22 protein-coding genes and 1 tRNA gene are annotated in these 21,779 nt (G+C 60.8%); 15 read left to right on the forward strand and 8 right to left on the reverse strand.

The features are described from left to right. Window positions 1–38: 38 nt before the first annotated feature. The 10 genes from BM399_RS05575 (at window position 39) to tgt (ending at window position 7,540) form a co-directional block, all read left to right on the forward strand. Window positions 39–632 (forward strand): PRC-barrel domain-containing protein, encoded by a 594-nt coding sequence (locus BM399_RS05575; protein WP_092865297.1) that lies wholly within the window; start codon window positions 39–41, stop codon window positions 630–632. 148 nt (window positions 633–780) lie between these two features. Continuing rightward, window positions 781–1,170, forward strand: a complete 390-nt coding sequence (locus tag BM399_RS05580) for a c-type cytochrome (protein ID WP_244531087.1) — start codon at window positions 781–783, stop codon at window positions 1,168–1,170. A 146-nt stretch (window positions 1,171–1,316) separates the two neighbouring features. Continuing rightward, the gene (coaD, locus tag BM399_RS05585; protein ID WP_092865303.1) at window positions 1,317–1,820 is read left to right on the forward strand and encodes a pantetheine-phosphate adenylyltransferase; all 504 of its coding nucleotides are present in this window, start codon (window positions 1,317–1,319) and stop codon (window positions 1,818–1,820) included. 9 nt (window positions 1,821–1,829) lie between these two features. Further along, a complete protein-coding gene (locus tag BM399_RS05590; protein WP_092865306.1) occupies window positions 1,830–2,231 on the forward strand; it encodes an MGMT family protein in 402 nt (133 codons plus the stop codon). Window positions 2,232–2,387: 156 nt separating this feature from the next. Continuing rightward, the gene (locus tag BM399_RS05595) at window positions 2,388–2,927 is read left to right on the forward strand and encodes a peptidylprolyl isomerase (RefSeq protein WP_092865308.1); all 540 of its coding nucleotides are present in this window, start codon (window positions 2,388–2,390) and stop codon (window positions 2,925–2,927) included. Between the two features lie 78 nt (window positions 2,928–3,005). After that, window positions 3,006–3,482 (forward strand): peptidylprolyl isomerase, encoded by a 477-nt coding sequence (locus tag BM399_RS05600; RefSeq protein WP_177228048.1) that lies wholly within the window; start codon window positions 3,006–3,008, stop codon window positions 3,480–3,482. Next, window positions 3,482–3,889 (forward strand): DUF423 domain-containing protein, encoded by a 408-nt coding sequence (locus BM399_RS05605; protein ID WP_092865311.1) that lies wholly within the window; start codon window positions 3,482–3,484, stop codon window positions 3,887–3,889. Before BM399_RS05600 ends, BM399_RS05605 begins: the two co-directional genes overlap by 1 nt. 22 nt (window positions 3,890–3,911) lie before the next feature. Beyond that, a complete protein-coding gene (gene queA / locus BM399_RS05610; protein WP_092865314.1) occupies window positions 3,912–5,012 on the forward strand; it encodes a tRNA preQ1(34) S-adenosylmethionine ribosyltransferase-isomerase QueA in 1,101 nt (366 codons plus the stop codon). An 86-nt stretch (window positions 5,013–5,098) separates the two neighbouring features. Then, a complete protein-coding gene (locus tag BM399_RS05615) occupies window positions 5,099–6,274 on the forward strand; it encodes an alpha/beta fold hydrolase (protein ID WP_092865317.1) in 1,176 nt (391 codons plus the stop codon). A gap of 75 nt (window positions 6,275–6,349) precedes the next feature. After that, window positions 6,350–7,540 (forward strand): tRNA guanosine(34) transglycosylase Tgt, encoded by a 1,191-nt coding sequence (gene tgt, locus BM399_RS05620; RefSeq protein WP_092865320.1) that lies wholly within the window; start codon window positions 6,350–6,352, stop codon window positions 7,538–7,540. Here tgt and BM399_RS05625 read toward each other — a convergent pair. After that, window positions 7,509–8,411, reverse strand: coding sequence for a DMT family transporter (locus BM399_RS05625; RefSeq protein WP_092865323.1), 903 nt, complete (start codon window positions 8,409–8,411; stop codon window positions 7,509–7,511). The two genes, tgt and BM399_RS05625, sit on opposite strands and share 32 nt — an antisense overlap. A 118-nt stretch (window positions 8,412–8,529) precedes the next feature. Beyond that, window positions 8,530–8,727 carry a hypothetical protein gene (locus tag BM399_RS05630; protein ID WP_092865326.1) on the reverse strand — a complete coding sequence of 66 codons (198 nt, stop codon included), beginning with the start codon at window positions 8,725–8,727 and terminating at the stop codon, window positions 8,530–8,532. 283 nt (window positions 8,728–9,010) lie between these two features. Between BM399_RS05630 and BM399_RS05635 the strand changes: the two genes are divergently transcribed. Then, window positions 9,011–9,085: transfer RNA gene (locus BM399_RS05635), tRNA-Lys, on the forward strand. Window positions 9,086–9,230: 145 nt separating this feature from the next. On the opposite strand, the gene BM399_RS05640 is transcribed toward BM399_RS05635, so the two are convergent. Together BM399_RS05640 and BM399_RS05645 are read right to left on the reverse strand one after the other, a co-directional pair. Next, window positions 9,231–9,821 (reverse strand): NADPH-dependent FMN reductase, encoded by a 591-nt coding sequence (locus BM399_RS05640; RefSeq protein WP_092865329.1) that lies wholly within the window; start codon window positions 9,819–9,821, stop codon window positions 9,231–9,233. Window positions 9,822–9,946: 125 nt separating this feature from the next. Beyond that, window positions 9,947–10,750: an SPFH domain-containing protein gene (locus BM399_RS05645; RefSeq protein ID WP_092865332.1), complete on the reverse strand. Its 804-nt coding sequence runs from the start codon at window positions 10,748–10,750 to the stop codon at window positions 9,947–9,949. Window positions 10,751–11,439: 689 nt separating this feature from the next. Between BM399_RS05645 and BM399_RS05650 the strand changes: the two genes are divergently transcribed. Together BM399_RS05650 and BM399_RS05655 are read left to right on the forward strand one after the other, a co-directional pair. Further along, the gene (locus BM399_RS05650; RefSeq protein WP_092865335.1) at window positions 11,440–11,718 is read left to right on the forward strand and encodes a hypothetical protein; all 279 of its coding nucleotides are present in this window, start codon (window positions 11,440–11,442) and stop codon (window positions 11,716–11,718) included. Window positions 11,719–11,934: 216 nt separating this feature from the next. Beyond that, window positions 11,935–12,303 carry a glycosyltransferase family 61 protein gene (locus tag BM399_RS05655; protein ID WP_092865338.1) on the forward strand — a complete coding sequence of 123 codons (369 nt, stop codon included), beginning with the start codon at window positions 11,935–11,937 and terminating at the stop codon, window positions 12,301–12,303. A gap of 308 nt (window positions 12,304–12,611) precedes the next feature. Here the strand turns inward: BM399_RS05655 and BM399_RS05660 are convergent, their stop codons facing one another. Further along, window positions 12,612–15,662, reverse strand: coding sequence for a bifunctional diguanylate cyclase/phosphodiesterase (locus BM399_RS05660; protein WP_210186949.1), 3,051 nt, complete (start codon window positions 15,660–15,662; stop codon window positions 12,612–12,614). 395 nt (window positions 15,663–16,057) lie between these two features. Beyond that, window positions 16,058–16,456 carry a hypothetical protein gene (locus BM399_RS05665; protein WP_092865344.1) on the reverse strand — a complete coding sequence of 133 codons (399 nt, stop codon included), beginning with the start codon at window positions 16,454–16,456 and terminating at the stop codon, window positions 16,058–16,060. 344 nt (window positions 16,457–16,800) lie between these two features. Here BM399_RS05665 and BM399_RS05670 point away from each other — a divergent pair, with 344 nt between their 5' ends. Next, complete coding sequence (locus BM399_RS05670; RefSeq protein WP_092866399.1) at window positions 16,801–18,015, forward strand: MFS transporter; 1,215 nt, start codon at window positions 16,801–16,803, stop codon at window positions 18,013–18,015. Between the two features lie 26 nt (window positions 18,016–18,041). Here BM399_RS05670 and BM399_RS05675 read toward each other — a convergent pair whose 3' ends face one another. Both BM399_RS05675 and BM399_RS05680 read right to left on the reverse strand, forming a co-directional pair. Further along, on the reverse strand, window positions 18,042–19,628 hold the full coding sequence (locus tag BM399_RS05675) for a DHA2 family efflux MFS transporter permease subunit (RefSeq protein ID WP_092865347.1): 1,587 nt from the start codon (window positions 19,626–19,628) through the stop codon (window positions 18,042–18,044). A gap of 26 nt (window positions 19,629–19,654) precedes the next feature. Beyond that, window positions 19,655–20,947 carry an HlyD family secretion protein gene (locus BM399_RS05680; protein WP_425284055.1) on the reverse strand — a complete coding sequence of 431 codons (1,293 nt, stop codon included), beginning with the start codon at window positions 20,945–20,947 and terminating at the stop codon, window positions 19,655–19,657. Between the two features lie 249 nt (window positions 20,948–21,196). Between BM399_RS05680 and BM399_RS05685 the strand changes: the two genes are divergently transcribed. Continuing rightward, complete coding sequence (locus BM399_RS05685; RefSeq protein WP_425284066.1) at window positions 21,197–21,778, forward strand: TetR/AcrR family transcriptional regulator; 582 nt, start codon at window positions 21,197–21,199, stop codon at window positions 21,776–21,778. Window position 21,779: the final 1 nt, after the last annotated feature.

The following is a 21,779-nucleotide window of genomic DNA, read 5'->3' on the forward strand; positions in this document are numbered from 1 at the left end:
TTATCGAGCCCGCTCGCTAGCCCGAAAGGACAGATGAAATGACCGCTAAGATTGTTGCTCTGGCGCTTGGCGCGCTGATCGCCGGCGCGATGCCGGCCCTCGCCGACGATACGTTTTTCGCCGAACAGAAGCCGACGGAATATCTCGCCAGGGACCGCCTGCTCGGAGCGAACGTTCACGACAAGGACGGCAAGATCGTCGGCGACATCGAAGACCTCGTTGTCGACAGCGACAACAAAATCGTCGGCGTGATCATCGGCGTCGGCGGGTTGCTCGGCGTCGGCGAAAAGAAGGTCGCCGTCAGCCTGCCGTCGCTCGGTATCGAAGCGGCCGGCGGCAAGGTCAACGTCACGATGCCGTCGGCGACAATGGACTCGCTGGCAGCTGCGCCCGCGTATAAGCGCGCCAATCCGCCGATCGGCTGGCTGCAGCGGGCAGCCGACAAGAGCGACGAGCTCCGCGACAAGTCGGGCCCCGCTTACGAAAAGGCCAAGGAAGCCGCGAAGGAAGCCTACGAATCCGCAAAGGAGGCGGCAGGGCCTGTACTTGAAAAGGCCAAGGAGGAGGCTCGCGAAGCTCTCGACAAGGCAAAAGACGCGACGCATCCATCGGATCCGCCGAAGGCCAACTGACGCCAAGCCCGCTCAAAACATTCGAACATTGATTTGATGAAGCCCCCGGCGGGAACACTGCCGGGGTTTTTTGCGTTCAATGCACAAGAACCGCTGCAAAAAGCCAATTTAACCCGGCGAATTCCTAATCGCCATGGGAGGAGGTCTCGTGCGTATTCTTCTTATCGGATTGGGCGTGCTGTCCTTTGCTTTCGCTCCGGCGGCATTTGCGGCCGATTCCGATATTGCAATCGACGCCACGGGCGCCGAAGTGTTCAATAACAACTGCCGGACATGCCATTCGTGGAAGAAGGACGATAACCGCCTGGGGCCGAGCCTTCACGGCGTCGTCGGGCGAAAGGCCGGTTCCGTCGAAGGCTTCAATTATTCGCCCGCCATGAAGGAAGCCAACGTCACTTGGGACGAAGGCACGGTCGACAAGTTCATTGCCAATCCAGAAAGCGTCGTGCCGAACAACAGCATGAAGCCGTTTACCGGTATTTCCGACATCAAGACGCGCAAGGATATCGTGGACTTCCTGAAATCGAATCCGGATTGATAGGGTGGCGCGGGAATAGCGCGTCGTCGCCCGTCCCGCCGAGTCATTCATCCTATCCATCGAAGAATGCGCGTTGCTTGCCGATCCCCCTGGGCAATTCGCACGGCCGACGCTATTCAGGAGTTTCCTGAATTGCGAAGGCTCCCATGATCCGTATCGGCTTCTATTCCGGTTCTTTCGATCCAGTGACGCTCGGGCATACGGACGTGATCCGGCGCGCGGCGGGCCTTCTGGACAAGCTCGTCATCGGCATCGGCGTCAATCCGGGCAAGGCTCCGATGTTCGACGAAGCCGAGCGCGTGGCGATGCTCGAAGATGAAGTGCGCTCGATCGCCGAGGCGACGAAGACGGAGATCGCGATCGTTACGTTCTCCGGGCTCGCGGTCGATGCGGCGCGCGCCAACAAGGCGTCGATCATCATCCGCGGCCTTCGCGACGGGACCGACTTCGATTACGAAATGCAGATGGCGGGCATGAACGGCGAAATGGCGCCGGAGATTCAGACTGTCTATGTGGCGGCTTCGCCGTCCGTCCGGCATATCGCTGCGAACCTCGTTCGCGCCGTCGCATCGATGGGAGGCGATCCGTCGCCATTCGTGTCGAAAGCCGTGCTGAAGCGTCTCAAGGCAAAAGGGCCGAAAACGCGATAGGCCGACGTCATGGCCCCACGATCAAAAGCCGAGCTACTGGCGCTTCTTCGCAAAATTCCCATCGGCCGCGTTACGACGGCGGAGTGCCTTGCGGCGGAGACGGGCATTCCGGCGCCTCTCGCAGTCACGATGCTGTCTCAGCTTTCCGAAGATGAACGCGACCTCGTTCCGTGGCACCGGGTGGTTGCGAAAGGCGGCGGCATTGGCCGCGGTCCGCATCGCGATCAGCAGTTCGCGCGGCTCGTTCGCGAAGGGGTAATGGTTTCTCCGGCCGGCATCGTCCAGGACCTTGCCCGGCATCTGCTTGCGACGCTCGACGATGCGTCATTATTAAAAGCATCCCGGGTGGAGCCTCCGCCGCCGGAGGGCAAGCCCGCGGGCCGCTCGCGGGGTATGAAGCTCCGGCCGTAGCTCGGTGCCTCGGTAAGACGCCAGTTGGCCAAGCGGTCACTTGCGGGTCAGCCGTCAAATCGCCATAAGGGCGGCAACACTGCCCGCCGCCACATCGGATGGCCGTGATCGGCAAATGGAAACGCCGGCGAAATCATAAATCCACGAGGAGCGCCAATGGTCAGACTTCTTTCGGTAATTCTCGCGTCGTTGCTCGCAATGACTGCGTTCGGAGACATGCCGGCGCGCGCCGCTGGCGACAAGCTCGTCATCGAGCTCAAGAACGGCAAGGTCGTCATTCAGCTCCGGCCCGATCTCGCGCCAAAGACCGTCGAGCAGATCAAGACGCTCGCCAATCAGGGCTTCTACAACGGCATCAAGTGGCATCGCGTCATGGATGACTTCATGGCCCAGACCGGCGATCCGACGGGAACGGGCGCAGGCGGCTCGAAGCTTCCCGATCTTCCGGCTGAATTCTCGAATGAAGAGTTCAAGCGCGGCACCGTCGCGATGGCGCGCACGTCTGACCCCAATTCCGCGAACAGCCAGTTCTTCATCTGCTTCAACAGCATCGGCTGCGCGAGCCTCAAGGGCAGCTACACGATTTTCGGCCAGGTGGTCGAAGGCATGGAGTTCGTCGATCTGATCAAGCGCGGCGCACCGGGTTCCGGAACGGTAACCAACCCGGACGTCATGCAGAAAGTCTACGTGCAATAATTTCCGATACTTCCCATATCCCTGGCGATGTTCCGGGGGGACGCAGGGATAGAGAAGACTTCAAGAAAGGATGGTCTCATGGCCGAAATCAAAGATCCGGAAAACACGCTCGTCATCGAGACAACGAAAGGGCCCGTTACGATCGAGCTGCGCCCCGATCTCGCGCCGAAGCACGTCGAGCGTATCAAAACGCTCGCTCGTAACGGCTTCTACGACGGCATCGTTTTCCACCGCGTCATCCCTGGCTTCATGGCGCAGACCGGCTGTCCGCAGGGACGCGGAACTGGCAGCTCGGATCTGCCGAACCTGCCGGCCGAGTTCAACGCCGAGCCGCACGTGCGCGGCGTTTGCTCCATGGCGCGATCGGCGAACCCGAATTCGGCGAACAGCCAGTTCTTCATCTGCTTCGATGACGCGACGTTCCTCGACAAGCAGTATACGGTATGGGGCAAGGTGATCGACGGCATGGACAACGTCGACAAGATCGCCAAGGGCGAGCCGCCGCAGAACCCGGACAAGATGGTCAAGGTTCGCGTCGCAGCGGACGCAGCCTGATGCGCGACATCGGCAACAACGGTCAAGGCGCGCTCTCAAGCGCGCCTTTTCTCATTCTGGTATGGGCCGGTCTCGCGGGTGCCGCGGGCGTCGGGCTTGCCGCAGCGGCCGCGCATAAGGTCGACAGTCCGGCGCTCGGAACGGCGGCGAACATGCTGACGCTGCATGCTGCTGCGTCGGTCGGGATTTTTGCCGTTGCGCTGCGTGCGGTCTGGCGGAAGCTCTGGGGTGCGACGGCGCTTCTGATGCTCTTTGCGGCTTCACTCTTCACGGGCGAGATCGCGTTTCATACGTTCACGAACGATGCGACGTATCAGATGCTGGCGCCCGTCGGCGGGAGCTTGATGATCCTCAGCTGGCTGCTCGTCGCTCTTCTCGCCATTGCGGAGGCGCTCGCCAAGCGCTGAGCTGCTCATCTAAAGTCTTTTGATGCGTACCGATCTTTTCGATTTTGAATTGCCCGACAGCGCCATCGCGCTTTATCCCGCGGAGCCGCGCGATACTGCGCGCCTTCTCGTCGTGCATCCGGTTCAAGGCAGTTGCGCACGCGACGACGCCGATCTCGCGGATCGGAGCGTACGCGATTTGCCGAGCCTGCTGCGTCCGGGTGATGCTCTCGTGTTCAACGATACGAAGGTTATTCCGGCGGCGCTTACGGGTGTCCGCATCCGCGGCGAGACGCGGGCCAAGGTCGATTTCAATCTGACGAAGCGGACGGGCGAAAATTCGTGGCGAGCTTTTGCGCGTCCGGCGAAGCGTCTCGAGTCGGGCGACCGCGTGCACTTCGGCCATTCGCAAGATAGCTGCATGCTCGGCGCGCTGGACGCGACGGTTTCAGCGAAAGGCGAAGCGGGCGAGGTTGAGCTTGCGTTCGATCTGACGGGCGCGGCTCTCGACGAGGCGGTGAAGGCTGTCGGGCTGATGCCCTTGCCGCCCTATATTGCGCTGAAGCGGGAGAGCGATGTTCGCGACCGCGAAAGCTATCAGACGGTTTATGCCAGCAAGGAGGGCGCGGTTGCCGCGCCGACGGCCGGCCTGCATTTCACGCCCGAGCTGCTGGCGGCGCTCGATGCGCGGGGAATCTCGCGCCATTTCGTGACGCTGCATGTGGGACCCGGCACGTTTCTTCCCGTCAAGGCGGACGATACCGACGCACACGTGATGCATTCCGAATGGGGGGAGGTTTCGCCGGAAACCGCTTCGGCGCTCAACGACGTCAAGGCGCGCGGCGGGCGGATCGTGGCCGTCGGCACGACGTCGCTCCGTCTTCTCGAAAGCGCGGCGAAGGACGACGGCGCAATCGCGCCCTGGTCGGGCGAGACGGCGATTTTCATAACGCCCGGCTATCGCTTCAAGGCCATCGACATTCTGATGACGAATTTCCATCTGCCGCGCTCGACGCTGTTCATGCTCGTGTCGGCATTCGCGGGCCTTGGGACCATGCGCGCGGCCTACGGCCATGCGATCCGCTCCGGCTACCGGTTCTATTCCTACGGCGACGCTTCGCTTCTATTCCGCACCCCCGGCTGATATAGCAGGACCGGCAGCGAGGAAGGACCGCGCGATCCGGTCGAAGCCGCTCATTGCGTCGCATCATCAGACAGCTGGGTGTTTCCATGACATCGATAACCGGCATTACACGGGCCTTCGCGGCACTCGCTTGGTTTGCGGCGGCACCACTCGTTCCTTTTTCAGTGAACGTTGCAAAGGCCGACGAGGCTTGCACTTCGGTCAATGTTCCGCGCTGCGTGCAAAAGCTGCCGACGGGCATCGACATGGCGTACGTCGAAGTCGGGCCAGCCGACGGCAAGCCCGTCATTCTCATCCACGGTTTGACCGATAGCGCGCGGTCCTGGATGCTGACGATGGACGCGCTGCACAAGCTCGATCCCAAGCTCCGCATCATCGCGGTTGATTTGCGCGGCCATGGCCAGAGCAGCATGCCCGACGCCAAGACGTGCGCGGCGGCTCCGGAGGCCTGCTATCGCATGTCGGATCTCGCTGGCGATGTGATCGCCTTCATGGACGAGAAGGGCATTCACAAAGCCGATCTCGCCGGACATTCGATGGGTTCGTTCGTGGTGCAAGAGATCGCGCTCACGCATCCCGAGATGGTCGGGCACGCGATCTTGAATGCGACGGGCGCGAAGAGCGTCGGCAATGCGGCGCTTGGCGATTTCGTTTTGAACCAGACCATCGAAGGGGCCTGGAAGAAGTCGCTCGAGGCACAAGGCAAGGCGTTTCCGGCGGATGTCTACGAGTTGACGCCTCTCGATGCCGACCCGAAGGCTAGCGAGTGGATTGCGGCAAACTGGACCATCGATCCGGCTGCTGAGGCCTCGTTCCTCGAGCCTTACACGCCGGAGACGGCGAAGACGAAGCTCGGCACGTGGATCGGCGCGACGAAAGGGCTTCTCGCGCAGGACAATACCGCGCGACTAGAGAGCATGTCGGTGCCGACCCTCGTGATGTGGGCAACGCAGGACAGCATCTATCTGGCGAAGGATCAGGATGAGATCAAAGCGGCCCTCAAAGCGGCTGCCGCCAAGTCGGGCTTAACGTTCTACTGGAAGGAATATGGCAAGCTGCCGCTGCCGGCATCCGGAGCCCAGGAGACCGACATCGGCCACAACATCCAATGGTCGGCGGCGGAGACGGTGGCGAAGGATATCAACGCCTTCATCACGACGGGCGCTCCGACGCTGGATCTGGTGCATAGCGATGCGGCGCCGAACTTCAGCAAGCTCATCGTCGAGCCCGGCAAGGGCGTCGTCGAGAAGATCGGGAAGTAAGAGAAGCATTCAGTATTGCCGCCGGCCGGGGTTCAATCGCCTTGCCGGCGGTCACTGTTTTTTGAATTGAGATCAATGAACGTTGCGACCACGGAACACGTGACTGAGAAACCCTCGCCGGCATTCGGCTTTCGCCTTCTCACCCAAGACGGCAATGCGCGCCGCAGCGAGATCGTTACGCCGCGCGGCGTTATCCGCACGCCAGCGTTCATGCCGGTCGGCACCGTCGCGACCGTCAAGGCGCTTTACCCGGAGCAGGTGCGGGACGCGGGTGCCGATATTCTGCTCGGCAATACCTATCATCTGATGCTGCGCCCAGGCGCGGAGCGCGTCGCGAAGCTCGGCGGCCTGCACAAGTTCATGCGCTGGGAGAAGCCTATTCTCACCGACTCGGGTGGCTTCCAGGTGATGAGCCTCGGCAAGATCCGCAAGATCACGGAAGAGGGCGTCGCCTTCCAATCGCATATCGACGGCTCGCGGCACATGCTGTCGCCGGAACGTTCGATTGAGATCCAGTGTCTGCTCGGTTCCGATATCCAGATGCAGTTCGACGAATGCATCGAGCTTCCGGCTGAGCGAAAGGAGGTCGAGCGGGCGATGGAATTGTCGCTTCGTTGGGCCGAGCGGTCGAAACGCGCGTTCGAGATGCAACTTGCGTCAGGCGGTGCGGGGCCGGGGCAAGCGCTGTTCGCCATCGTGCAAGGCGGTACGGATGTGGAGCTTCGCCGGCGGTCGGCGGAGGCACTGGTCGGGATGGATTTTCCCGGCTACGCGGTCGGCGGGCTCGCGGTCGGCGAGGGGCATGAGGCCATGATCGCGACGCTCGGCGAGACGCTGCCGCATCTTCCGGCGGGGAAGCCGCGCTATCTGATGGGCGTCGGGACGCCGCTCGATCTGATCGAATCCGTCCGGCTCGGCGTCGACATGTTCGACTGCGTGATGCCAACGCGGAACGGCCGGCACGGCTATGCCTTTACGTGGAACGGTCCGGTCAACATGCGCAATGCCAAGCATGCCGAGGATCCGTCTCCGCTCGACGCGCTGAGTTCGTGTCCGGCGGCGCGCGAGTATTCCCGCGCCTACATTCATCACCTGATCAAGTCGGGCGAATATCTCGGCGCGATGATCCTGTCGTGGGTCAACACCGTCTTCTATCAGGACCTGATGGCGGCGATGCGGTCGGCGATCGACGACGGCCGCTTCGATGCATGGGCGGCGGAGACGAAGGCGCGCATCACCGCTGCTCCAACGGCTCAAGAGCCATAAGGCTCTCCCGGTGCGCGATGCGTTCGCGATGGATCAGGTAAAGTCCCGACATGACGATGACGAGCGATCCGGCGAAGCTCCACCGGTCCGGCTGATCGCCGAACACGACGTAGCTCAGCGTGATCATGCTGATGAGCTCGAAATAGAGAAACGGCGTCACGGCCGAGACCGGCGCGTGCTTGTAGGCCTGGATGATCAGGTAGTGACCGCCGCCGCCGAGTGCGCCGAGCGCCAACAGCAGAACCCACATCGAAATGCTGTCCGGCCATAGCCATTCGCTGATGGCGAACGGGGCTGAGACGATGGTTCCGACGACGGTTCCGTAGAACAGCGTCACGAGCGAGGTGTCGAACTCCGAAAGACGACGAGTTACGATAATCAGCAGGGAGTAGGCGAGCGTCGAGAGAAACGCTGCGATGAACGCGGGATGCACCGTGCTGACGCCCGGCCGCACGACGACGAGAACACCGAGGAATCCGACGAAAATCGCCGCGGCGCGGTGCCAGCCGATGTGTTCGCCAAGCAGGGGGACGGCAAGTGCTGCAACGATCAGCGGCGTCAAGAACGTGATCGAAAGCGTCTGGTCGAGCCGCAGATAAGTGACTGCAATGAAATTGCAGATGGTCGTCACGAGCATGAGCGTCGACCGGGTCAGCTGAAGTGTCAGATTTTTCGTCTTGAAGAGCTTCGGGATCGTCGCCGGACCCAGCACGAGCGCCATGCACAAGACCTGGCCCGCGAAACGGACCCAGACGATTTGCGAAACCGGAATGGCCGTCGTCGTGCAGAGATACTTTGCTGCCGTGTCGAGGGCGGCGAACAGCGTCACCGCCGTGCACATCAAGAGAATGGCCTTTAGCCGATTGGGCATGTTCGCGATGCTTCAAAAGCGGTGCGCGAGCACGCGGCCACAGAAGGAGGCCGGCGGCGCGCTGCGGATTAGCGGGAGGGGTAGCGGGTCAGGTCAATCGATGAATGCGAAGCGAGGGCTACTTTTTCTTGAGCAGGGCGTCTCGCTCCTTGAGAAGGGCGTCGAGTTGAGCTTGCTGGGTTGCGATCCGATCGGAATTGAGTTCGTCATCGGCTGCGCCTGAATAGCCAGCGGCCTGCTCGACAAGCTCGCGAAGATTGTCGCGGATGATCGCGATGCGCTGTTCAATTTCGGCGAGGGCTTCGGGGTCAGCCATGGCAATTCCTGTTCGATGCCGGTCGCGAGCGCCGAAAAGGCGAGGCGACTTGTTCGCTGTGTATACCGCTCAAGCCGAGTGCGAGCCACCCACGTTTATGCAGGGCTGCGACCATCCGTCAGAAGAGCTGGTGGAATGAGGGTTGCGGGTTCCGAGTACCGTTTCTATAAGCTCGCTTCGGCGCTGGACGCGCCGCATCCTTTCGAGGGCTGCGGCGAGGCATGGGCCGGAATGGCGCCGGACGGAATTCTTTCGTCCAAGTTATTGATTTGGTGCGTTAAAAGGGCCCGTAGCTCAGCGGTAGAGCATCTGACTTTTAATCAGAGGGTCGTTGGTTCGATCCCAACCGGGCTCACCACCAACATCAATAACTTCGTTCGCCTGCCGGAAGGATGGATCGCGGGAGCTGATCCTTCCGAGTCGCACGTAAAACTTTTCACTGAATTGACAGACGCGCTCGCGGCGGCCGACGCATTCACCGCTTCAAAGCCCGAGATGAGCGATCAGTAGGGCGGTGATTTCCGCGTGCGCTGGGATCGGGCGGCTTCTGTCCACCATGCGAGGTCATCCGCAAAACGTGGGAATGATTTCTTGAGCGCGGCTCCCGGTTCGCCGAGCGGCTCACCTTTATCGTTGAGCGTCTGGGCTATCGGTCCAACCGCGAGGGTTGAGGAGATGACGACCATTCCCATCTCCGACAGTGTGCCGTGCCAGGTAAAACTCGATCTTGCGCCAGCGATCCGGCCTGCGGAATAGCTGGCTATTGCCGCCGGACGCCAGAACCACTCCTCCAGGAAATGGTCGGTGAGATTTTTCAGACCCGGCTGCATTCCCCAATTGTATTCTCCCGTCACAAATACAAAGGCATGGGCCGCTTTGATCTTCTGCGCGAGTTCTTCCATCGCGGGCGGCGCGGACCCCGGCTTATATTCCTTGTACATTCGATCAAGCATCGGCAGGCCGACCGCCTTGGCGTCGATGAGTTCGACGTCATGGCCTCGCGCGCGGAGTTCGGAAACGATGAAGTCTGCAAGGCGGATGCCCATCCGGTCGCTTCGATAGGAACCGTAAAATACGAGGATGGTATCCGTCATTAAGCCATCTCCTTACCATCAACCTTCGCGGCCGCCTGCGGACGTGCGGTCTCGGGCAACGCCGAGCGGGTTCTCAGGTTCCGCGCCGTTGTTGTGAATTGGCGTTTACCGATTGCCGGGTGATTTCACATCGGCTTTGCATCATCGCCGTTGGGCCGGGCGAGTACCTCTTCGGATTTCGGCGCCGGCTTCAATGTCGACAGTGCCTCTTGCACCGTGGTCATGAACTGCGCTGGGAAGATGATGGTCGAATTCTTCTCGGTCGCGATCTCGGCCATCGTCTGCAGCGTTCGCAATTGCAGGGCGACCGGATGCTGAGTGATGATGTCGGCGGCCTCGCCGAGCCTCACTGCGGCCTGGAATTCCCCTTCGGCGGCGACGATCTTGGCGCGGCGTTCGCGTTCCGCTTCGGCCTCTTTCGCCATCGCGCGCTGCATGTTGTCGGGGAGGAAGATGTCCTTGATTTCCACTGCCGTGACGACTGTGCCCCACGGCACGGTGTGCGTGTCGATGACTTCCTTGATCAGCTCGTTGACGTCCGTCGTTTGCGCCAGGAGCTGATCGAGCGAGAAGCGGCCGACGACGTTCCGGACGGTCGTCTGGCTGATCTGATTGATCGCCTCGTAGACATTCTCGATCGCGATGACCGCCTTCTCGGGATCGGAAATATGGTAGTAGGCGACGGCCGCGATATCGATCGATACGTTGTCCTTGGTGATGATTTTCTGTGACGGAATTTGCATCGTGACGGTGCGGAGCGAAACGCGCGTCATCGTTTGAAACGGGGTCAAAAGGAAAATTAATCCCGGCCCTCGAACGCCTGCGAATTTGCCGAGCGCGAAAACAACGCCTCGCTCGTATTGGCGAAGGATGCGCAGGCATACGAAAATGTAAATGAGTAATACGATCGGGATGACAGGTCCGAACATTTTCCGATCTCCCTTGGCGGCATAGCCGCGGTGCGCAACCCAAAAACCGTCAGCGTGAGGATCGTTTGTTTACGTTATCATTATGGCAGGCCCGGCCGGAAGAATTTTGTCATCCGGCGCGGCGCTTGAATTGTTCGAGCGACTTCCAACTTAAGGTTTGAAGCCTGGAGGTCATGCGATGTCTCGATTGATAGCGATAGCGGCCGGTATGGCCATGTTTGCGGCAGCGGTTCCGGCCTATGCCGGCGGCGGTGGGGAAGCAGCAGAGTTACAGGCGGCCCGCTCGAATGCGCGCGCCGGAGGCCCGATAAGCGCTCGCGACGCCGAGCTGCTTCAACGTTACGGCTGCGAGAGCGGTACGAGAAGTTGGGCCTGCGGTAACGGAAGGCCTGATCGGCCTCGCTATTACGGGCGGTACCGCCGGTACTGAGACGAGGCATCTTTCCGAGCACATTCCCGGCAAGCGGCGAGTTGGAATAAAGCCGCAGCGGAATGTGAATACCGGAGGAATGGAATTGCAATTCGGCGCCGATACCGCGGTGACGTATAGCCATCTGAAATGGCTCTTTAATCGCCTCCATATGCAAATTCGAGCACGACACATCGCGCCGGTTTGAAACCAAATCGCGTTCGCAGGTGTTGGTCGACTACGAACTCGCGGGAGCATCCCGCCAAGTTGGAGGAACACGATGAGAAAATATATCGGTATTGCTGCCGCGCTTGCATCTGCTTTGCCGCTCGCAACGATCTCCACGACAGCTGATGCAGGTCCGCGTCATGGCTACGGCGGGCGGCATTACGCTCACGGCGGTTACGACCGTGGCCGTTACGGTCATCATCGCGGCCGTGGCTATTGGCACAATGGCCGCTGGATTGCACTCGGCATTGGCGCAGCTATCGTTGGTGCCGCAGCGGCTGATGCTTACGGCCCTTGCTACTGGCGCCATGGATACCGCTACTGCGACTAACGCCGCGCAAGTCTGAGAGAATTGCCCCGGTCTCGCGAGAGGCCGGGTTTTTATTTGCGTCGGCTCGCGTGCCGTTCGAAACGTGGCGGGCATGACGCGAGGTTTTACACAGGAGCCTGTGTACTATTCGATTTGTGTGGGAATCCGACGGCCGCGTGGTTGGCGGATGCCGGCCTCTCATGGTGCTTAGTGCGCTTCGAGTGAGAGGAGTATGTGATGTTTGGTTCTACGGCGTCTAAGGTCATTGCCTCCGTCGTTCTCGTCGCGTCCGCAGGCGGGACGGCGAGCCTTCCGGTAAAGCCGGAACATCCCGCATCGCGTGAAATTCCCGTCGCCCTCGACAATCGTTCGCTGCTCGTTGCAACGCTCGCGAATGGCGTAATCCGGATCCAGTGGATGGCGCGCGACGTCTGCGAGCGTGTTGAGTCTGCCGTGCTTGCGGGCGAAGCCGTCGCAGGCGTCAGGGCGGACGGCGTGAAGGTTTACATCGCTCGCGCTAACTGCAGCACACGGCGCGTTCCGGTCCATTCAGGCGCGACGGCTCTCAACGCTGCCGCCGAGAGAAACGCACACTTGGACAATTGAGCCAACGGCTTGCGGCGAGGCTGCCGATCCGGCTCGATGGCGAATTCGTAGATGTCGCCTATGAACGCAAGAAGGCCGCCTCTGGCATTGTCATAAAACCCTGCCAAGGACGGCCTTCGTGCAATATTACGCTAGAATACATAGGTAGATGCAATACGGTATACGTAGCAGCGGCGAACGCGGCTGGATATCATCCATTTGGATGATAGGCCGGTACAGAAATCGCGCGACGTGAGCAGGGCCGGGCCCTGTCGTGGATCGAAAATCGATGTTCAGGTCTTGTCATTTTGCCGACACCGTTTCCGGTGTCAGGCGGCATTCTGGCGGGTGTCCGGTTCTGCGCGGAGAATTTCGCGTATGACGTCGGCGGGCTGCGCCTTCTGAAACAGGAAGCCTTGCGCCAACGTGCAGCCGTAGTCCTTGACGATCTCGAACTGCTCGGCCGTTTCAACGCCTTCAGCCGTCGTCCGCATGCCGAGGGTCCGAGCCAGTTCGACGATGGTCGAAAGAATGGCGCGGGCTTCCATCGAGATCGCGAGATCGCGGACGAAGGACCGGTCGATCTTGATCTTTTGGAAGGGGACTTTGGTCAGCGAACTGAGCGAGGAGTAGCCCGTGCCGAAGTCGTCCATCGCGATTTCGACGCCGAGATCGCAGACCTGCCGCAGAATATGGGTCGCGAGCTGAACGTCCTTCATGATGGTCGATTCAGTGACTTCAATTATGAGGCGGTGGCTCGGCAAGCCGGATTCGGCGAGGGCCGTCTTGACGGTGTCGACGAAGCTTTCCGCTTCCAGCTCAATGGCGCTGACGTTGACGGACACGCTCGTCTGGTCGGGCCACGCCATTGCTTCCTTGCATGCCTGGCGCAGGACCTTCGCTCCCAGGTCGGCGATCATGCCGATTTCCTCGGCGATCGGAATGAAGTCGGCGGGGGAGGCAAGGCCGAGGCGGGGGTGCCGCCAGCGCAACAGCGCTTCGGCGCCGACGGCCGTCATCGTCTGTACGCAGAAAATCGGCTGGTAGTGGAGCTCGAATTCGTTGTTGTTGATGGCGTCGCGCACTTCGGTTTCGAGAAGATTGCGCGCCTTGACCTTGGCGTCGAGTTCGCGCTCGAAGAGCCGGTACGTGCCTCTTTGATCTTCCTTGGCTGCATAGAGCGCGAGGTCGGCGAGGCGGAAGAGTTCGATCGGATCGCAGCTATGATCCGGGGCCATCGCGATGCCGACGCTGCCTCCGCAGATCACGTCCTTCGTGCCGATGCGTACCGGCTCGCTGAGGATGCTGATCAGGCGTTCGGCCAGCTTCGTCGCGCTCGATGGATGATCGAGGTCGACAATCAACACCGCGAATTCGTCGCCGCCGAGGCGCGCCACGGTATCGGTTTCGCGAAGCGTCTTCGTCAGGCGATCGGCCATGACCTGCAATAGCTCGTCGCCGGCGGCGTGGCCGAGCGTGTCGTTTACGACTTTGAAATTGTCGAGGTCGAGCAAGAGAAGCGCCATGCGGTCGCCGCGTTTCGCCCGGGCCATCGCAAGCTGCATGCGCTCGGCAAGCAAGTGACGATTGGGGAGGGACGTCAACGCGTCGTGGCGGGCCATGTAGGCCGCCTTGCGATCCGCCTTCCGGCGTTCGGTCACATCGATGGCGGCGATTAGAAGGGCGTCGCGGCCCTCATGCACGAGCGGACGGACGTAGACTTCGACTTCCATCGAGCGTCCATCGCGGCGGTAATGCTTGAACGACTGCGGATCGTCGGTCTGACCAATATGCTGCACGCTGCTTTCGAACGGCAAAATGAGGTCGCCGCTCTGAATTTCCCGTAGCGACAGACGCGAGAAATCCCGGCGGGAGTAGCCGTAGTGAGAAACCGCGGCATTGTTGACGGCGAGTATGGCCATCTTGTCCCGGCTGACGACAAACATCGGCAAGGGGTTGTTCTCGAATAGAAGCCGGATCGATGCTTCGCGCTGCTTCATCTCGGTGATGTCGATGCGCAGGCTGATCAGGCCGCCCTCGCTGGTTCGGCATTCCTCGATCAGATAGCAACGCCCATCGTCGAGAAGCTGCTCGTGTGGAAGGGCGGGTGTGCGAAGGTTCTTCAGACGCTCGGCGAGCCAGGCTTCTTCGCGGCCGAAAGCCTCCGGATACATCTGGCGCTCGAGGCCGATGCGCACCGCTTCTTCGAGGCTGCCTCCGACGACGATCGTGTCGATGGCCCGATGATAAATCTGGGCATATTTTTTGTTCCAGGCGACATACCGGTTGTCGGCATCGAGGATCACGATGCCCTCGGGGAGGATTTCGATCGCCTCCTTCAACCGGTTGTGCATCTTCTCGAGCTCGGCCTTCTGTTCGGAAATGGCCTGTTCCTGGGTCTGAAGGTGATCGTTCAACCCGTCGCGCAGGGCGATTTCCGCCGATAGGCGCTCCTGCAGGCGCGACTGGGAATCGATCGTTTCGGCCAGCGGCATGACCGTCAGAAACGCGGTGAGGATCAGAAGCTGCGTCATCTGGACGTCTGTGAACACGGCGAGATGCGAGAGCTGCTCGGCACTTTGAAGGCCGATGGCGGTGCATATGAGAACGACAGCCGACATCAGCAACGTCGCGGCCGACGTCGCATTGGGGCCGAGGCGGCAAGCGATCAGCACGAGCACTGGCATGATGAGGAACGCGAGGTAGCGTTCAGACAGGCCGACAACCAGAACCATCGTAATCGCGAGGGCCGTGAAGAGCGCGTACACTTCCCAGCTCGATGCCATCGACGAGGGCGCCGTGCGGGCCAGACGAAGGCGGATGATCGCCGGAGTGACGGTCAACAAACCCAGCAAATCCGCCAAGAACCAGGACGTGAACACATGGAGCGTGGCGGCTTCGTACGTCGCCGCGGCGACAAAGGCCGCAGCTATTGCCGCGATGGTCGAACTCGCAATTGCGGCGATCGAGAACGACATCAGGAAGCGGAGGCTGCGGAATTCAGAGGGCTTCGATTCTTTGAAGTTGATTATGCGAAATGCAACGTAGGTCTCGAGGGTATTTGTCAGCGCGAAGCCGATGTTGGTCGCCAACTCGCGGTGCGCGACGATATTCGCGACGATATTCGCAATGAAACAAAGAAAGAGAATTTGGTGCCGGCGCCACGGCCGTTTCGCGAGGATGACTGCGGCGAGCGCTATTCCATTTGCCGGCCAGATGGTCGCTATGCGGTCAACGTTCTGAGTATAGGAAATGGACAGATAGGAGACGATGCCGAAAATGATCGCCACGGCGAACGCGCGAGCAAGCCCGTCGTTATCGGCCGCATAGAGCTTTCCAAGCTGCGAGAACGAGCGAAGGTGGTCCCCGCTATTCAACATGTCTAAAGCTTTCATTCCCCGTCGCGCCGAAGACCAGCGCGATATTCCCATTTCAAATCGGATAGGCGGGAAGCCTAATTAACAGGCAGAAATGCCAATTAATTCAGCAGTCTCCGTCACTTGTTCCAATCTTGAGTTAAGCTGAAGCGATATCATTAATTTAGGGTCAAGGCGGATATTGCGGGGCAGCAATTAGATTCGATTTGGCCCGGATAAATCGCCCATCGGTAATTCTGGCGACAATTCGGGCGGCAAAATCGGAGCGGCGGAAGCCGAACAATTAATTTTGTTAATTGATGGAGCGCGAGCCAGCATGGCCGTGCCGCGGTTTTTCGCGGCACGAACCAGGAGAGATGCGGGATCGACTCAGCGCCGGGTCTTCCAGCGCTTTATGTTCAGCGAAAGCCGGCGGCCTCGCGAAGTTTGCCGATTGCGTCTTTCATGGATGGCGATGTGAAGCGCGAGCGCCATGACGTACGCTGATCAAGAAGGGTTTCGGCTTCAGATCCGGTTTTACCGGCGCGTGCGGTGGATGCAATGGCGAGCGCTTGTTGGACCAGGGTCGGCCTCTGTGCTCGGCTACGGCTGTTGAGGTTTCGAAGGTTACCTGCAGTCAACGCTGGCAACTGCTTCGTCTTGCCGAGTGTCGCTCTCCGCAGACTGGCCTTCGCGACGGGTGCGGAGATCCCCAACTTGTCGATCGGGCGATCGACTGCCCATGCCGGATGCGCGACCGCGACAAGTGAAAGAACGACACACGCGCGCGCCGTGAATTTGATTCGCTTCAATTCCATCGCCGTCTCCCTGAATTTATTCGAACGCGAGAATTTTGCCGGAAAGCCCGAGCCGGGTTGGCTTTGGGTCGCGGATGATCTCGTGTGATGCGGCGGGGCCCTCGCCGCTGTTCCGCGTGGAACAGGCTCGTGTTGCGAGGGCGGGCGTTCCGTCGCAGCGACGGGGCGCACGTGCGCAATCACGAGGGATCGGGGCCCAGCTATGAGCCTGTGACAGTTCGCAGTTGCAAAATGGCGATGGCTCGGCTCTCGACGTGAAACAAATTCCGTAACATATGCCGTTAGTTACTCAGGCCCTCGCTCTTGTGCGGTGCGGCGAAGCTCGGCAGCAAGAAGAGGTGCGCATGGACGTGAGGGCGGACGCTTTTGACAGCGTGCAGACAACGCGCACGAAGCTAACCCCCCGTCAGGTCAACCTCGTACATTTCGCGCTGGCGATGGGCGGCTTCGCAATCGGCACGACCGAGTTCGCGGCGATGAGCCTGTTGCCGTATTTCGCGGCGACGTTCGGAATTTCCGAGCCTCATGCCGGATACGCCATCAGTGCGTATGCGCTCGGCGTTGTTGTCGGAGCGCCGGTCATCGCGGTGCTCGCTGCGAAATGGTCGCGGCGGATGTTGCTTCTGACGTTGATGATGGTCTTCGCCGTCTTCAACGTGATGACAGCGCTTTCGCCGACGTATGGCTCGATGGTCGCCTTTCGCTTTTTGAGCGGCATTCCGCACGGCGCTTACTTCGGTGTCGCGATGCTCGTTGCGGCGTCGCTCGTTCCAGCGAACGCCCGGTCGCAGGCGGTTGGCCGCGTGCTTATCGGTCTTACGATTGCGACGGTGATCGGTGTTCCCGTGGCGACGTGGATCGGGCAGGCGCTCGGCTGGCGTTCGGGTTTTGCGATCGTCGGCGTTCTGGCAGCTCTGACGGTTTCGCTCATTTGGTTCTACGTGCCGGCAGACCAGCCGACCAAGGAAGCCAGCATGTTGCGCGAGCTTGGCGCGCTGAAGCGGTCGCAGGTGTGGCTAACCCTTGCAATCGGCGCCATCGGCTTCGGCGGCATGTTCGCCGTCTATTCGTATCTCTCGTCGACACTGACGGACGTTACACACGTGCCTTCCTACGTGGTGCCGATCGTGCTCGTCTTCTTCGGCGCGGGCATGACAGTCGGCACGTACGTCACCGGCCGGCTCGCGGATCGGGCCTTGATGCCCACGGTCGGTGGGCTGTTGCTTTGGAGTTTGGTGTCGCTGGCGCTCTTCCCATTTGCGGCCGGCAACATCTACGCGGTGACGCTGGTGGTATTCATGATCGGCTGCGGAGGCGGTCTAGGAACCGCGCTGCAGACACGCTTGATGGACGTCGCCGGCGAAGCGCAGACGCTCGCCGCCGCTCTCAATCACAGCGCGTTCAACATGGCGAATGCCCTCGGCCCGTGGCTTGGCGGCATGGCCATCGCGGGTGGCTATGGCTGGACGTCGACCGGGTGGGTCGGCGTGGCGCTTGCGATCGGCGGCCTGTTCTTCTGGGCACTTTCGCTTCTTACCGACGGCACGCGGCGAGCGTGACCGGTTCGGCGGATCGTCACTGTTCTTCAGTGACCTGCGGCGCCGGCAGGGACCGCTTCGGGTTTTCGCATGAGCAGCGTGAAGAGCGCGGCAGACGCGAATAGTACAGTCAGCACCAGGAAGAGATCGGCAAACGACAGAACATTCGCCTGCATGCGCACCATCATCGCGAGCTTCTTCAGCGCCGCCATGTCGCCGTCGGCCTGCATTGCGTTCGTGAATGTCTGTTGCATTCCCGCGAGACGGTCTTCGGCGATGGGATGTCCCCACGAGACCTGCTCGTGCAAGCGTGCGAGATGCAGGTCGAGGCGCTTGTTCAGGAGTGTATTGATGATCGCCAGGCCGACAGCGCCGCCGAGGTTGCGCGTCAGGTTGAAGAGGCCGGAGGCGTTCTTCAGCTGGTCGGGCGGCAGGGTGCCGAGCGAGAGGTTGTTGATCGGCACCATGCACAGCATGAGCGAGGAACCGCGCAGGACCTGCGGAAGTAGCAACTCCCAGAAATCCCAGTCCGAGGTGATGCCGCTCGCGATATAGGTTCCGCTCGCAAAGCCGATGAAGCCGATCAACATCATGACGCGTGGATCGAGGATGCTCGAGAGGCGTCCGCTGATCGGCGCGGTCAGAAACATTGCGACGCCGGTGACGAACATCGTCTCGCCGATCATCAGGGAGCTGTAGCCGCGGATCTGGGCGAGGTACACGGGATAGACGTAGGTCAGACCATAGAGGCCTATGCCCATCGTGAAGCTGAAAGCCGAACCGAACGCGAAGTTCCTATTCTTGAAAGCCCTGAGTTCGACAATCGGGTCTTTCGCGGTCATGGCGCGCCAGAAGAAGACGATGGCGCCGATGACGGTCAGAACGCCGAAGATGGCGATGGTCTGATCGTCGAACCAGTCATAACGGGGGCCTTCCTCCAGCACGTATTCGAGCGAGCCGAGAAACATCGCCATCGCGATGAGGCCGACGTAGTCGAAGCGGTCGAAGAGGGCAAAATTCGGCTTGTCGAAGTCGACGAGGAAGTAGACGGCGATGGCGACGAGGATGCCGGGCACGACGTTGATGAGGAACAGCCAGTGCCATGAGAAGGCGTCGGTGAGATAGCCGCCGACCGTCGGTCCGATCGTCGGCGCCAGCGTCGCGACAAGGCCGATGATGGGGGAGACGATGTTGCGCTTCGACGGCGGAAACAGCGTGAAGGCGACGGCGAAGACGCTCGGGATCATGCCGCCGCCGATGAACCCTTGGATCGCGCGGTAGAGGATCATCTGGTCGATCGTCGTCGCGGTGGCGCAGAGGGCGCTCGCGGCCGTGAAGCCGACGGCGGCTGAAAAGAAGAGCACCCGCGTCGAGAGGGCGCGTGCGAGGAAGCCTGATAGCGGGATCATCACGACTTCGGCGATGAGATATGCCGTCTGGACCCACGGAATCTCGTCAGAGCTTGCCGAGAGGCCCGCCTGGATTTCCGTCAGCGACGCCGAGACGATCTGAATGTCGAGTATCGCCATGAACATGCCGAAGACCATGGCGAGGAAGCCCGCGAGCTGGCGCGGCGTGACGCCGATCCATTCGAGCTTCTGAGCTTCGTCAGGCAATTTGGTCAATTCGGCCATGGCTTAGTGCCGCCTTTCGCGGGCAGCTATCGCAGCGCGGCTTGATCGGGACCGGCGTCTTTCGGCGTCGTCCGCGTATCCACGCTGACGACGACGGAGAGACCGGGGCGCAATTTGTTGTGCGCGGTCGCCGCGGGAATGGTGATGCGAACGGGTACGCGCTGCACGATCTTCGTGAAGTTGCCCGTGGCGTTTTCAGGTGGCAGCAGCGAGAACTGGGAGCCCGATGCGGGCGAGACGCCTTCGACGGTGCCCTTCAGGGATTCGCCGTTCAAGGCGTCGACGCGTACCGTCGCGGTTTGGCCCGGGACGATTTCGGGAAGCTGCGTTTCCTTGAAGTTCGCATCGACGAAGACTTTGTCGAGCGGCACGACCGCGGCGAGGCGTTTGCCCGGCGTTACGTAATCACCGACCTGGACGCCGCGATTGCCGATGACGCCATCGAACGGCGCGCGGATGACGGTGAAGGAGAGATCGCGCGCGGCCTGGTCGACTGCGACCTGCAATTCCTTCGCGACCTTTTCCGCCTGATCGCGCTGGGCGTGGAGGAGAGCGACGTTGGCGTCGGCGGATTGAATTGCTGCTTCGTTGGCTTTCACTTGAGCGTAGGCGGAATCGCGCGCGGCGATGGTGGCGTCGAGCGATGCTTTCGTTGCGTAATCCTTGGCGGTCAATGCGTCCGTGCGCTTGAAGTCAGCGACGGTTTTGACGACGTTGGCTTTGGCGGAGTCGAGTTGCGCGCGGGCTTGTTCGCCGGAAGCTTCCGCCGCTTTTATCTGCGCATCGAAGGTTTTGATTGCTGCGAGCTGTGTCGCGAGCTTCGATTGGGCCTGCTCGAGCGCCAAGCGATAGTCGCCGTCGTCCAGCCGTACGAGTGTCTGGCCTTCCTTTACCTGCTGATTGTCGACGACGGGCACTTCCGCAACGATGGCCGGGATCTTCGGCGAAATGATCGCCATGTAGGCGCCGACGTAAGCATCGTCCGTCGAGACGAGGAAGCGGCCGACGGTGATGTATTCATAAGCGAAGTAGGTGAGGCCCATGAGGGCGAGCGCGCCGACGCCGAGGAATACCGGCTTGCGGCGGGATGCCGGCTTCGAGGTGCCGGACGCCGCCGTGGTCTCGGATTTCGATTCGCGTGCGTGGGGTTGCTCCGGCTTCTGCGCGGTTTCGGCTTTGGCCGCTTGCGTCTGGGCAAGCGCGCTCGGGTTGGAGCCTAAGCGCGGCCGTTCCTCGCCGTCCGATGCGGTGTCTCCGATCTCATTCGGTCTGGGGCGCAGCGCCAGACGACCACTCGAATTCCCACCCATAACACCCAATTCCCTTTAAACCGCGGAATTAAACCGACCGGTTCAGTTGATGACTTGACATACAACGCAGATGGGTGATTATCAAGATGAAACTGAACCGTTTGGTTCGATTTATTGTATGAGTGCTGAACCGCGAGTTCGGAACGTATAAGGATGACAAACATGGAAGCTGCGCATTTGACCCCAGAACCAGCGAGAGAAGACCGGCGCGGCGGTCGCCCTGCAGCGGGAACCGATCCGCAAAAGCGCCGCCAAATTTTGGAGGGCGCAGGCCGAATATTTTCGACCACGGGTTTCGATGCTTCGAGCATGAGCGACGTCGCTCGCGAAGCGCGCGTCTCAAAGGCGACGCTCTACGTCTATTTCCAGGACAAGGAGCATCTCTTCACCGCGATCTGCGCCGAGCGGCGCGATCGCAACATCTCCGAGATCCTCTCGTTGCTCGATACCGAGAAGCCATTTGAATCCGTTCTGACGGAATTCGGCACCGAGGTGTTGACGATCTTATCGGAGCCGTTCGTCGTCGCCGCGCATCGGATCGTCATCGGTGTCGCTGAACGGATGCCCGAAGTCGGGACCGAGTTCTTCGAACGTGGACCGAAGCGGGTCTCAGCCGCACTTGGCAAATTTCTCGATCATCACGTTGCGGCGGGGCGGCTCGAGATTGCAGACACCTATTTCGCTGCCACGCAGTTCTTGGAACTGATACAGGCCTCGATTATCCGCCCACGGCTTTATGGTGCGATCACCTCGCCGCCGACGCGTGACGAGATCGAAAAGAATGTCGCGTCCGCGATCGCGATCATGACCGCGGGCTACGCGCCGCGCGAACAGCGCTAGG

It is taken from the genome of Hyphomicrobium facile, assembly GCF_900116175.1.
GTDB lineage: Bacteria > Pseudomonadota > Alphaproteobacteria > Rhizobiales > Hyphomicrobiaceae > Hyphomicrobium_B > Hyphomicrobium_B facile.

Coding starts and splice junctions, on each gene's coding strand:
- BM399_RS05575 (WP_092865297.1), top strand. CDS start 39: ATGACCGCTAAGATTGTTGCTCTGGCGCTTGGCGCGCTGATCGCCGGC.
- coaD (WP_092865303.1), top strand. CDS start 1,317: ATGATCCGTATCGGCTTCTATTCCGGTTCTTTCGATCCAGTGACGCTC.
- BM399_RS05590 (WP_092865306.1), top strand. CDS start 1,830: ATGGCCCCACGATCAAAAGCCGAGCTACTGGCGCTTCTTCGCAAAATT.
- BM399_RS05595 (WP_092865308.1), top strand. CDS start 2,388: ATGGTCAGACTTCTTTCGGTAATTCTCGCGTCGTTGCTCGCAATGACT.
- BM399_RS05600 (WP_177228048.1), top strand. CDS start 3,006: ATGGCCGAAATCAAAGATCCGGAAAACACGCTCGTCATCGAGACAACG.
- BM399_RS05605 (WP_092865311.1), top strand. CDS start 3,482: ATGCGCGACATCGGCAACAACGGTCAAGGCGCGCTCTCAAGCGCGCCT.
- queA (WP_092865314.1), top strand. CDS start 3,912: ATGCGTACCGATCTTTTCGATTTTGAATTGCCCGACAGCGCCATCGCG.
- BM399_RS05615 (WP_092865317.1), top strand. CDS start 5,099: ATGACATCGATAACCGGCATTACACGGGCCTTCGCGGCACTCGCTTGG.
- tgt (WP_092865320.1), top strand. CDS start 6,350: ATGAACGTTGCGACCACGGAACACGTGACTGAGAAACCCTCGCCGGCA.
- BM399_RS05625 (WP_092865323.1), bottom strand. CDS start 8,411: ATGCCCAATCGGCTAAAGGCCATTCTCTTGATGTGCACGGCGGTGACG.
- BM399_RS05630 (WP_092865326.1), bottom strand. CDS start 8,727: ATGGCTGACCCCGAAGCCCTCGCCGAAATTGAACAGCGCATCGCGATC.
- BM399_RS05640 (WP_092865329.1), bottom strand. CDS start 9,821: ATGACGGATACCATCCTCGTATTTTACGGTTCCTATCGAAGCGACCGG.
- BM399_RS05645 (WP_092865332.1), bottom strand. CDS start 10,750: ATGTTCGGACCTGTCATCCCGATCGTATTACTCATTTACATTTTCGTA.
- BM399_RS05650 (WP_092865335.1), top strand. CDS start 11,440: ATGAGAAAATATATCGGTATTGCTGCCGCGCTTGCATCTGCTTTGCCG.
- BM399_RS05655 (WP_092865338.1), top strand. CDS start 11,935: ATGTTTGGTTCTACGGCGTCTAAGGTCATTGCCTCCGTCGTTCTCGTC.
- BM399_RS05660 (WP_210186949.1), bottom strand. CDS start 15,662: ATGTTGAATAGCGGGGACCACCTTCGCTCGTTCTCGCAGCTTGGAAAG.
- BM399_RS05665 (WP_092865344.1), bottom strand. CDS start 16,456: ATGGAATTGAAGCGAATCAAATTCACGGCGCGCGCGTGTGTCGTTCTT.
- BM399_RS05670 (WP_092866399.1), top strand. CDS start 16,801: ATGGACGTGAGGGCGGACGCTTTTGACAGCGTGCAGACAACGCGCACG.
- BM399_RS05675 (WP_092865347.1), bottom strand. CDS start 19,628: ATGGCCGAATTGACCAAATTGCCTGACGAAGCTCAGAAGCTCGAATGG.